The organism is Bythopirellula goksoeyrii, from assembly GCF_008065115.1.
In the GTDB taxonomy this organism is placed as follows: domain Bacteria; phylum Planctomycetota; class Planctomycetia; order Pirellulales; family Lacipirellulaceae; genus Bythopirellula; species Bythopirellula goksoeyrii.
The window spans coordinates 5,193,736-5,205,964 of the sequence record NZ_CP042913.1 but is presented as its reverse complement, the minus strand read 5'-3'; the positions used below and the strand labels follow the sequence as shown (position 1 = coordinate 5,205,964).

General features: G+C 53.2%; 8 protein-coding genes. All 8 read left to right on the top strand.

The genetic code is table 11. From position 1 onward, the window contains the following. Positions 1 to 169 precede the first annotated feature (169 nt). The 8 genes from Pr1d_RS20550 (at position 170) to coxB (ending at position 12,228) form a co-directional block, all read left to right on the top strand. On the top strand, positions 170 to 1,201 hold the full coding sequence (locus tag Pr1d_RS20550; protein WP_148075274.1) for a QcrA and Rieske domain-containing protein: 1,032 nt from the start codon (positions 170 to 172) through the stop codon (positions 1,199 to 1,201). A gap of 114 nt (positions 1,202 to 1,315) precedes the next feature. Next, a complete protein-coding gene (locus Pr1d_RS20545; protein WP_146452072.1) occupies positions 1,316 to 2,092 on the top strand; it encodes a cytochrome b N-terminal domain-containing protein in 777 nt (258 codons plus the stop codon). A 118-nt stretch (positions 2,093 to 2,210) separates the two neighbouring features. Beyond that, entirely contained in the window at positions 2,211 to 3,602 is a 1,392-nt protein-coding gene (locus Pr1d_RS20540) for a cytochrome b family protein (RefSeq protein ID WP_238476550.1), read from the top strand. A gap of 76 nt (positions 3,603 to 3,678) precedes the next feature. After that, positions 3,679 to 8,262: a PDZ domain-containing protein gene (locus Pr1d_RS20535; RefSeq protein ID WP_148075272.1), complete on the top strand. Its 4,584-nt coding sequence runs from the start codon at positions 3,679 to 3,681 to the stop codon at positions 8,260 to 8,262. 25 nt (positions 8,263 to 8,287) lie between these two features. Continuing rightward, a complete protein-coding gene (locus tag Pr1d_RS20530) occupies positions 8,288 to 9,073 on the top strand; it encodes a cupredoxin domain-containing protein (protein ID WP_148075271.1) in 786 nt (261 codons plus the stop codon). Positions 9,074 to 9,080: 7 nt separating this feature from the next. Further along, complete coding sequence (locus Pr1d_RS20525) at positions 9,081 to 10,007, top strand: cupredoxin domain-containing protein (protein ID WP_148075270.1); 927 nt, start codon at positions 9,081 to 9,083, stop codon at positions 10,005 to 10,007. Positions 10,008 to 10,124: 117 nt separating this feature from the next. Continuing rightward, positions 10,125 to 11,414, top strand: a complete 1,290-nt coding sequence (locus Pr1d_RS20520; RefSeq protein ID WP_148075269.1) for a c-type cytochrome — start codon at positions 10,125 to 10,127, stop codon at positions 11,412 to 11,414. A 40-nt stretch (positions 11,415 to 11,454) separates the two neighbouring features. After that, on the top strand, positions 11,455 to 12,228 hold the full coding sequence (coxB, locus tag Pr1d_RS20515; protein ID WP_148075268.1) for a cytochrome c oxidase subunit II: 774 nt from the start codon (positions 11,455 to 11,457) through the stop codon (positions 12,226 to 12,228). The last annotated feature ends 1 nt before the right edge of the window (position 12,229 follow it).

Sequence of the window (12,229 nt, the reverse complement as noted above, 5' to 3'; positions counted from 1 at the left end):
CTTCAGAAAGTCCTAAGTTCCTATCAACAAAGGGCTTGTAGCTGTTGGATTCAGGTGTAAAACTCTCTCTAGTGATGTGCGCACTCTCTCGAAGGGCTTGAGTTGAGTGCCTGTATTAGGTGGGAAGCTGTGCGGCGGTTCGCAGAAGTTGCTGTGGGTGGATTGAGCGATGGCTGACAAGAAAAAAATGTCTGTGGCTGAAATGCTAGCCGCAGCCCGCAAGGCTGACGGTGGAAGCGATGCGCCTGCAGATGAGCCAGCGGAGGCTCCCGAGGCCGCAGCCCCCGAAGCAGCAGAGCCCCAAGCATCGGAGTCGAAGCCTGCCAAGCCTGCTCCCGCGAAGTCTGCCAGCGGAGGCCGTCTCAGTGTGGCCGAGATGTTGGCCGCTGCCCGGAGCGGTGATAGTGGTGCCGCCGAGAAGCCTGCGGAGAAAAAGCCCGCTCCGAAGCCCGCTGCTGCAAAGAAGGAAGCTCCCGCGAAGAAGCCCGCTGCTGCCGCGCCGAGCGAGCCTCGCGACACGGCGAGTATTCTAGCTGCAGCGAAGAAATCATCCAAAGCAGGTCCGACTTCCAAGGCAGAGGCTGCCGCCAAGGAAAAGGCGAGTCCCACCGCTAAGGCAAAGCCGCAGATCGTGGTTCCTCCCATGCCGGAGAAGCCGGATTACGCTAAAGCCAAACCTGCAGGTGCGGGAAAAAAATCGGCTGAATCTGTGGACGAAACACGTCGTGGCTTTCTGCATACGGGTTTCTGGGGACTCGCGGCGGTTGGCGCCTTGTGGACGCTGGCGACTGTGAAATTCATGTTCCCCAATGTGCGACGGGAACCACCGAGCAAATTCAAAGTCGGCTTCCCTGATGCGTTTCCCGCCGGACAGGTGCAGACGAAGTTTAAGGCGCAGTTCGGCGTCTGGGTGGTGAACACAGAATTCAATGGGCAGCAAGAGATATTTGCGCTCAAGTCGGTCTGTACCCACCTGGGGTGCACGCCGAACTGGCTCGAAGCCGAGCAAAAATTCAAATGCCCCTGTCATGGTAGCGGTTTCTACAAGGATGGCATCAACTTCGAGGGGCCTGCCCCGCGACCATTGGAGCGATATGCCATCCGCGTCGCCGACGATGGGCAGATTGAAATCGACAAAAGCCGCACATACCAGGAGGAAATGGGGCAGTGGGAAGAGCCAACTTCCTTCATCCCAGTTTAAGGAATGCGGAATTCGTATTACGGATGCTGAATTGAGAAGAGTCGAGAGCAAACCGGGGTCGGGGTCGACCCGGCTCTCCAATAACTGACCACTGACCACAGACAACTAACTACTATGCCCGATTTAGGCGAAACGATTCGCGAATCGCAGATTTGGAAGAGTATTTTTCGTCACCCGATGCCGGTTGATCGCCGTAATCGGATTGTGGTGATGTTGACCAACTTCTTCTTGCACTTGCATCCGGTCTCGATCAAGAAGCAAGGCATCGCTCTTTCCTATACTTGGTGTATGGGTGGTGTGACCTTCTTCTTGTTTCTCGTCGAAACGGTCACCGGTGTATTGTTGATGTTTTATTATCGCCCCACGGTCGAGTGGGCGTATACGGATATTCAAATGCTCCGCGACGTGCATTCCCTGGGAATCCTGCGTGAGATCCATCGCTGGGGCGCCCATGCGATGGTCATTACGGTCTGGCTACACATGTATCGCGTGTTTCTCACGGGCAGCTACAAGCCACCGCGCGAGTTTAACTGGGTCGTCGGGGTGTTTCTGCTGTTATTAACCCTATTGTTGTCCTTTACCGGTTATCTGCTCCCTTGGGATCAATTAGCGGTCTGGGCTATTACGGTCGGTTCGAATATGGCTCGGGCGACTCCGTTTCTGGGGCATGAAGGCCCGGGGCAGCAGTTGTTGACCCTCGGCGGGGTCGACATGATTACCAACGCCTCTGACGCGCGCTTTGCGCTATTGGGTGCGCGCGAAGTAGGTGAAGAAACGCTCAATCGATTTTATATTTTGCACTGTATCGCGATCCCGCTTGGCGTGGCCTTGCTGTTGGCAATCCACTTCTGGCGAGTAAGAAAAGACGGCGGGATCAGCGGACCGCTGTAAGAGCGTGGTTTGTGGTGAGTGGCTGGTCTCTAGTTGCTAGACACTCTTCACCGGCCACCAACCACTAACCACCAATCACTAAAATATGCACGGACTGTCGGAAATTCAGTTTCAGGAAATGGTAGCTTCTTTCTTGCTGCCGTTTTACATTGCGCTTGCGCTGATGAACGGCCTGGCCGCTTTGTATCTTTGGCGGTCCGATCAGACGAAAGACTGGATCGGGCTCCCGATGCGAATCGGGGGTAAGAGTGTTGCAATAACCAACGTGGTGGTATGGCTACTGGTGGCCATGGTCTTCGCAATTCTGGCAGCGATTGCTGGCAGCGGCAACTTGAGCTTGGTATCCCTACCAGAATGGCTGCGCGAGGCGATCAACAAGAGTACGGGCCCCGTAGTCTACAGCGTGGGTTCTACTCTTGCCCTTGTCGTGCTGTATTTGTTCCGTGGCTTCTTCGTCCGACCGGCAATTGCCTGGGCCATTTGGAATCTGATGTGGTTATTCCTCGGGTTGTCGATGACGGACCCCGACTTCTACGATATCGTGGCGAAGCCTGATAATGTGCCGATCGTCATGCTCGTGTTCTTGCTGGCCTTTTTCACTTGGCTGGCAACCTATCGGGCAGTCATTAACGACGAGCGCATCGCCAACGGAGAACCACCACTGGAGAAACTCGACGACGAAAAGATCCTCGTGTGGCCCGATTTGGTCTATACCGAATTGATCTGCATGATCGCTCTGACAGCGTTTTTGATTTTTTGGGCGATCGCCTTGCCTGCTCCCTTGGAAGAGGCGGCCAGCAGCGTCAAGACTCCTAATCCTTCGAAGGCACCTTGGTACTTCCTGGGCTTGCAGGAAATGCTTGTCTACTACGATCCCTGGATGGCTGGTGTGGTTCTGCCTAGCATGATTGTGGCTGGCCTGATGGCGATTCCTTATCTTGATTTCAATAAGAAGGGCAACGGTTACTACACCATCAAAGAACGCCCCTTTAGCTATACCGTATTCCAGTTTGGCTTCCTGGAAATGTGGATCACCTTGATTGTGCTGGGGACCCTCCTGCGAGGTCCGAACTGGAACTTCTTCGGTCCCTACGAGCATTGGGATGCGCATAAGGTGGAAGCACTCAATAATGTGAATCTTTCGGAATATGTTTGGCAGCGGGGGCTGAATATGAGCCTTCCTGGCGCGCTTTCCTTTGCCGATATGCCATGGTTTCCGCTTCCTGAATGGCTAACGGCATTCTTGAATCCGTTTTTGGAGTTTTTCTCGCTGCTGTTTGGCCGCGAGCTTCCTGGCACGTTGTTGGTGCTTGGCTATTTTATTGCTCTGCCGCCGATCATGGCCCTGACAATCTTCCGCAGCTTTTACCAGCGGATGGGTTTCGTGCGATTCATGATTATGGCAAATCTGTTGCTGTTTATGGCATCGCTGCCCATCAAGATGGTGCTGCGGTGGGTTTTTCAATTGAAATATTTGATTGCGATTCCGGAGTTTTTCTTTAATTTTTAGCTGTTAGCGTTTAGCTTTTAGCGATTAGCTAACTGCATCCACTAATTGCTAACAGCTAATAGCTAACTACCTACTTATGCCTGCAAGCGAACAAACCTGGTACGACCAAAAAATCATGCACATCATCTTCGGTGCTACGGCACTGGTGATGACGATTGCTACGTTGTGGCTCCTGGCCAAGGACCACAATCGCCAGTGGAAAAGCATGCAGCTGGAGAATCGCAAGAAGAGTGCCTGGATTATTCAGGCGCGACACGATTCGCTGGCAGATCAGTTCTCTTCCAAGCTAGAGAATTTCGACAAAGAATTGCGCGAAGCCGAGAGTGAGCCGGTAGATCCTGCCGACGTGGAAGAATTTGAGTCTTCAGTGAAGGCAGAAAACGAACGACTTTCTTTACCAGAGTCCGATTTCTCTGCTCTCGAAAACCAGCTGCAGAAGGTCAACGAGGCTGCCACCAAGGCGGCAGAAGTCCGTGACCGTATAGAGGGGACAGACGAGGGGGCCGCCGAAAACACGGATGCCAAAGCTCAGGTAGATCCCCAAGATCAACGTGAGCTACTTTCCAGCTATGCTTCTACTGCAGTAGCCCGCGAGAAGTTACTTAGTTTAATGACTGACTACATCGACGAAGCTCGGCGTCGCGAAAAAACGCTTGCTGGAACACGCAAGTTTGTGGCAGCAAACCGCACGGCAGCCGTCAGTGCTTTGGGCCTCATGGTCAGTGAAGGCGTCGATGAGAAGCGCAGAGCGGAAAAACAAAAGCAGATTGACGAGTATTCAAAGAGCATCGCTGAGCTTACAGTCGATCTCGCGGCTGCCAACAACTATCGCAGGAGTCTCGAAGAGGTCGTGGCCTCGATCAACGACCGCAAAGCGGTGCTGCTCAAAGAACGGAGCACGATGGAAACCGAACTTAGTCGGCTCTCTGAGCAAGCTCAGAAAACGCAACCGACCGGTTTCAGCCGACTTGGTGAGTGGATCACCCGCTGGCCGATTCTCAACGCCCTCTACAGTGGCAATGTGCAGATCGATCAGATTTGGCTTCCTGATCTCACGATTAATTACAACTTTTCACAGGCCGCCCGCTTTGACCGTTGCAAGACCTGTCACCAGGACATTTCAACGACGGCGGCCGGCAGAGCTACGGAACCTGCGTTCCCCACGTTGCCTGAATCCAAACGAGATTTGACGATCAAAATACCGACCCCTGAAGAAGCCCCTGCAGACGGCTCGGGGCTGAACGAAGTTTACGGGCTGGAGCTCACCAATGACGTCATCGTGGGTGCTGGCGAGCATGCCATCGTACATTACGCGCTGCCTGGTTCTTTGGCCGCGCAGGCAGGATTGGAGTCGGGCGACATCATCGAAGCGGCTGGCGGTATTCCGGTAGATAACAAAGAGTCGGTTGCCAATTATCTTCTGACGCTAGTTTCCTGGGGCGAGCCTGCTGAATTGAAAGTTCGCCGTGGTTTGGATCATCCCTTTACGTCACATCCACGACTAGACCTTTATCTCACCGATTCGAGTCCGCACCCTGAGAAGGTGATGGGCTGCACGGTTTGCCATGATGGGCAGGGAAGTGGTACTGAATTCAAGTGGACTTCTCACACTCCGAATGACTTCGATCAACAAGACGAATGGCTTCACAAGTATGGTTGGTTCGACAACCATCACTGGATTTTTCCCATGAAGCCGCAGCGCTTTGTCGAGAGCAACTGTCTGAAGTGTCACTACGACAAGGGATCGCTAGAACCGAGCGAGCGGTTCCCCGAGCCTCCTGCCCCCAAGTTGGTTGAAGGTTGGACGTTGGTTGAGCAATACGGCTGCTACGGCTGTCACGAGATCAATGGATTCGACGGGCCCGATAAGCGAGTTGGACCAGACATCCGATTGGAACCGAATTACAGCGAGGTGGCGGCGCAACTTCTCCGTGATGACACGCTGAACGATCAAGAGAAGGGCTGGGCTACGACACTACGAAGCCATCCTGATGACAGTAGTGTGCGTCATTCCCTGTTCGATGCACTCAAGTCGGATGCCAAATTGGCTTCCAGTTCTCAGACGAGCGACGAGGCACGATTAAGTGCTGAAACACACAAGCTTGCTGATGGATTGAAAGATGTCGAAGTCCCCGGTACCTATCGCAAAGTTGGCCCCAGCTTGCGATATTTGAAATCCAAGGTCGAATACGACTGGCTCTACAGCTGGATCAAGTTGCCATCGAATTTCCGGCCCTCGACTCGCATGCCGCAGTTCTTTGGTCTGTGGGAACATTTGGGCGAAGACCCTGAGGAACTCGACAAGACCAAGCGGTACGAAGCCGTCGAGATTCACGCTTTGAGCGAGTATCTGCTGGCTAATAGTTCTGAATTCAAATATCTGACTCCTCCCAAGGAAGTCACCGAGACTGCTTCAGCTGAACGTGGCAAGTGGCTCTTTGAATCGCGCGGGTGCCTGGCATGTCACTCGCACGAAGCCTTCCCTGGTATTGCTGCCAATCAAGGGCCTGATTTGTCTCGAGTTGGTGCCAAGTTGAACAACGACATTGGCAAGAAGTGGTTGTACAGTTGGATCAAGCAACCTCATGATTATAATCCGCGTACGAAGATGCCTGAGCTATATCTCACTCCCATCGAGGAGAAAGATGCGCAGAATCAGTCGACGGGCAAGGTCACAGACCCAGCAGCCGACATCAGGGCTTTCCTCTTGGGAACACCTTCCGACTGGAAGCCAACGGATGTGCCTGCTAGAGATTGGTCCGGCGATGATCTCACGGCCCTCGCCGACTTGGCTCAGGAGTGGCTCTCCAGTGATGCGATTCCTGCAGCCCGTGCTGAGGAATTCGTCAAGACTGGCATCCCGGATTCGCTGGAACCGAAGCTCAAGGCAGATGAAAAGCTGCTCCTGAAAAAGAACTTCGCTAATCGTACGCAACAACTGCAGGACTTTGTTGCCCGGCGCACTATCAGCAAGTATGGTTGTTTCGGTTGCCACGATATCCCCGGATTCGAGGATGCGAAGCCGATCGGAACCGGACTGGCCGACTGGGGCCGTAAGGATAGCTCGAAGCTGGCGTTTGAGAACATCCATGCCTTTCTTTCAGGATCTGGCGATCCTCACGCTGACAAACATTCGGGTGATGCGCACGGGGCCGAGGCACACGATGGCGGTGGTCATGGCCATCTGAATCCAGGCGACTATGTGCAAGATGGCATCAGCTATTTCCTTCAGTCGCTGGTAAGCCACTCCCGTGACGGATTCCTTTGGCAAAAGCTTCGCATGCCACGTAGCTTCGACTACAAGACAACCAAGAACAAAGGCTACAACGAGCGACTTCGGATGCCGAAGTTCCCCTTCACCGAGGATGAGCGTGAAGCGGTGATGACGTTTGTCTTGGGATTGGTGAGCGAACCGCCGGCCGATAAGTTCGTCTATCATCCGGATGCCCGCCGGGCCGCGGAAGTCGCGGGACGTCATGTGCTCGACCAATTCAACTGTGCTGGCTGCCACACGCTCAAGATGGAAGAGTGGAAGGTTGCCTTTACCGAAGGAGAATTCGAGTCTCCAATCCAGGTGCAAGACTTTCCTTTCCTAGAGAAGCATTTTTCCCAGCAGGAGATCGCTGAATCTCTCGTGATTGATTCGGGCGGACGGATGCACACGACGCTCAATGGCTTGCCTGTGATGAGCGAGGAAACGGGTGAACCTCTGCAATTTGACATCGATGGCTTAGAGCTGGAACCCGACGATGACGAGTCGGACCCCTATTATCGCTTCACATTATGGCGAGATACGCTAATCGCAGGGGAAGCATGGAATGTGGGGATTCAAGATCCGATGGTTCCTGCTAGCCGCACCGATTATGGACCAGCCGAAGGGAAAGCCTTTCCTGCCTGGGGTGGTGATTTGGCGCGTTATCTCTATCCGAAGGTAATCGAGCATGCCAAGCTGGCGAATCCGCAAGTCAAAGGTTCCGAGGCTTGGGGCTGGTTGCCACCGCCGCTGATGCAGGAAGGCGAGAAAGTGCAGCCCGATTGGTTGCATGGCTTCCTGATGGACCCAACCGAAATTCGTCCCGCGGTTGTGATGCGGATGCCGAACTTCCACATGTCGAGCGAGGAAGCATCCAAACTGGTGAACTACTTTGCCGCCTCCTCGGGAGCTGAATATCCGTACGAATACAACCGTAGTCAACGTGGCAGCTATATCGCTGAGAAGGAAGCCGAGCATCCTGAACGGCTCAGCGATGCGATGAATATCGTGGTCAACGGCAACTACTGCGTGAAGTGCCATGCCGTGGAAGACTTCTACCCACAGGGAGACCCGACCACGTTTGGCCCAAATCTCGCAGATGTCCACTCGCGTTTGCGGCCTGAATTCATCCGCAATTGGGTCGCCAATCCGAAGCGAATTCTGCCTTACACAGGTATGCCTGTGAATATTCCTTTCAATGCAGACGCACCACATTTGGGTGGCGTCGCTCAGAACTTGTTCCCCGGGACAAGCCTTGAACAATTGACCGGTCTCGTAGACCTTTTATTGAATTTTGATACGTATGCCAAACGGCAAACGGAGGTTACTCCCATGGTGAAAGCTGCGGCCGACGCCAATGCACCTCCAACCTCCGATGCCGATGGCGACACGGCATCCTTAGAGTGATTTACTAACAGAGGAGCAAACAACAATGCGAAGCAATATTGCGATTCTTACATCTGCTGTCATCACACTAACCTTGGCTAGCCAGGTTGGTGCTGCCGACTGGGGATCCCTCAAGGGTAAGTTTGTTGTTGACGGGTCGGTCGGTGATCCGGCTGCCATCAATGTCAACAAAGACACTGAGTATTGTGGCAAGCACGACCTGGTCGACGAGACGATCGTGGTTGGAGAAGGTGGCGAACTTGCCAATGTAGTCGTGTATATCTACACCAAACGCGGCCAATCGCTCGATGTGCATCCCGACTACGAAGCCACCGCTAGTGAACCCGTTGTGCTTGACAACAAGGGTTGCCGCTTCGAACCGCATGTAATTGCCATCCGGACAAATCAGCCGTTCGAGATTCGAAACGATGATGCAGGAATCGGTCACAACACGAATGCCTCATTTGTCGCCAACCCAGGCTTCAACGAGATGGTTACCAACGACAAGCCAATCACCAAGACCCTGCAAAAAGCGGAACCAGTCCCTGCACCTGTGGCTTGCAACGTGCACCCTTGGATGAAGGCCCATGCCGTTGTCCGCGAAGATCCCTATGTAGCAATCAGCGATGAGAACGGTGAGTTTGAGATCGTGAATATCCCTGCCGGCGAACATGAATTCATTTTTTGGCATGAGGCCAAAGGTAACATGCGCGATATGAAGCTGTCCGACGGCAAGACGGACCGCAAAGGCCGAGCCAAGTTGAAGATTGCCTCTGGCGAAACGCTTGACTTGGGCGAAATCAAAGTTCCCGCCAAGACACTGGGTAAGTAAGCACTCGATGATGGTTGAACAAGTGACACACGTGCAAACCAAGTTGTACTTTCGCTACGCCGGCGCTGCGATGCTCATGGGGCTGATGCTCATGGGCTGTCGTCGTGTTACCGATTTGGGTCCTGTGGCGAATGCTGCTGCTGCTGCGAAGGCGCGCGAAGCACTTTTGGGAGATAGTACTGGTGGAGAGGGAGGTGCCACGGTGGTAACCGGCACCGGTTGGGCGACTCTCAAGGGCAAGTTTGTCTTCGATGGCAATCCACCTACGATGCCGCCTTACAACGTGAATAAGGACATGGCCGCCTGCACGATCAATGGCAAGGCTCCTTTGCAGCAGACTCTCTTGGTGGATTCCGCCACCAAGGGAATTGCCAACGTTGCCATTTTTGTCCGCAAGGCCTCGCGTGTGCACGAGTCGGCACAACCCAAAGGTGAGCAAGTCCTTTTTGATCAAAAAGAATGTGTCTTTCTTACCCATGTGTTCCCCTTCGTATTGGGCAATACGATGGACATTAAGAATAGCGATCCCGTAGGGCATAACACAAATATCGAAGGTAAGAACAGCTTCAATCAAACGATTCCCGTTGGAGAGACTATCGCATTCAAACCGCAAAAAGAAGAAGCGGTTCCTGTGAGCGTGCGTTGCAGTATTCACCCGTGGATGTTGGCCTACTTCTTGCCTCGTGAGAATGGCTATGTTGCCGTCACCACTGAGGAAGGAAGTTTTGAGATTGCCAACCTACCGGCCGGAGAGGACTTGGAATTTCAGGTCTGGCACGAAAGTGCGGCTGGGCCAGGTAGTTCGTTGGTTTTGGCGACTCCCGAAGCAAAAGAGTTAAAGTGGTCTAAGAAAGGCCGGTTTAATGTGAAGCTTGGCGAGGATGAAGTGAAGGAGCTAAACCTCACAGTCCCCAGTGCTGCGTTTGGTTTGTAGGTGGAGTGAGTAGGTGAGTAGGTGAGTGCGGCTTTTTTACTTACTCAACTAGACTATTCACGAAATGGTCATAATGTTTAGAGATTTCAAAGTAACACTAAGTTTGGTAGACGTTTGATGAACCGTTGTTTGCGTTCAATCTGTTGGTTAGGTTGCTTGGCCCTGTTGGTTGCGGGCTGCGATTTTCAAACGCCGCAGTTCCACCTCAACATGGTGCAGATGCTCTCTGATGCCACACCAACTCCAGAGCCGTACCAGGAGCAGATTGCTGATGTGCTGGGAGGTATGTTTGGCACACCCGATGAACCGTTTGTCTTGCCTGAAACGGGTCTCGACATGCGTCGGTTAAAGATGGCAGCCGGCCCTGCCTGGACGGATGATAAAGGGGCCGCTTTTGGACTCTATCGACTGCATTGTTCCCATTGCCACGGCATCGATGGGGATGGGCAGGGACCGACGGCACTTTTCTTGAATCCCTATCCTCGCGACTACCGTCAGGGAGTTTACAAGTTCAAGTCGACCTACAATCCCGCCAAGCCGACTGACGAAGATCTTCACCGAGTTCTGGTAAATGGAATTCCTGGTTCTGCGATGCCCTCGTTCTCACTACTTGCCTCAGCAGAGATCGAGGCGCTCGTCGAGTACGTGAAGTACCTGAGTATGCGTGGTCAGATGGAAACTGCGCTGACCAATTACGTCTACAATGATTTAGGCGAAGAGGAAGTGACGGATGAGAATGGCGATCCCGTACTCGACGAAGAGGGGGAACCGAAAATGAAACTCATTCCTCTTGATCCCGAGAATGACGAAGAACAACGCGCGGCAATTACCGAAATACTCGCCGAGATTGTCGAAGGCTGGAATGAAGTCAATGAGCAGATTATTGTGCCCGAAGAAGGAGCAATCCCCACGGACATTCATGACAAGGAAGCGTTTGCCGCTTCAGCGGCAAAAGGCCGCGAGTTGTTCTACGGCGCGCGCGCTAACTGTATGAAGTGCCATGGCCCCACCGGTCTGGGTGATGGTCAACAGGACGACTACGACATCTGGAATAAGGCCCATTTGCAATTCCTGGACTCGGTTGCTGATGACTCTGGCGATCCCCAATTTGCCAGAGAGCGCGAAGAAGTTGCCGCGTCGTTGTTTCCAGTTCGCAATGCCATTCCTCGAAATCTCAGACTAGGGGTCTTCCGTGGAGGGAATCGTCGGATTGATCTGTTCTGGCGAATCTATGCAGGTATCGCCGGGACACCGATGCCTGGCAGCGGCCCGGCCAGTCCCGGAGCTCAAGGCACGCTTACCGAGGAAGAGATGTGGAACATTGTCGATTATGTGTTGTCGTTGCCCTATGAAGCTGCCAGTCAGCCACAGAAAGCCTTGCCGATTAATACTGAACTTGTGAACTGATGTTGTTGTTTCGTCAGTCTCACTTGCGTGGAGAGCGATCGTGAAACATTTTTGGAGTTTTTTGTTTTTCCTGGTTCCACTTTTCGGAGTGGCAACCTTTGTGTTTGCGCCGCATTTCAATATCTGGCTCCCTCGTGATGTCTCAGAACAAGGTCGAACGATCGACAACTTGTTCATGTTCATTCTGTATCTGACGGGTATCGTCTTTATCGTCACCGAGAGCGTCCTCTTTTATTTTCTTTGGAAATACGACGGCAAGTCAAACAAAGAGTCCGTCAAGTTTTCCCATGGAAGTCACGCCTTGGAGCTGGTCTGGACGATTATTCCAGCAGTGACACTTTTGTTTATTGCCATCTATCAGATGCAGGCGTGGGCAGCTGACAAGATCGACGCCCCGGCGATCCCCTTTACTGCGGAAGTCACAGGTCGGCAATTCAATTGGGACTTCCGCTATCCGGGCCCCGACGGAGAGTTGTACACCCAGGACGACATCGTTCGCACCGATGGCAAGCTCTATCTGCCTGTGAATGAACAGATCATGTTGAAAATCACCAGTGGTGATGTGCTGCATAGCTTTTTCTTGCCGAACCTGCGCGTGAAGCAGGACGTGGTGCCCGGCATGGCGCAGAAGATGTGGTTCAAGGGCAAGAAGACTGGTGGATTCGATATCGTTTGCGCCGAATTGTGCGGCTGGGGTCATTACAAAATGAAGGGCCGGGTGTTTTTCCTCCCCCGCGATGAGTACGACGCCAAGCTGGTCGAACTCAGTGCCGAACAAGACAAGATGACAGTACAAGTTCCTGAAGAGGAGTGAT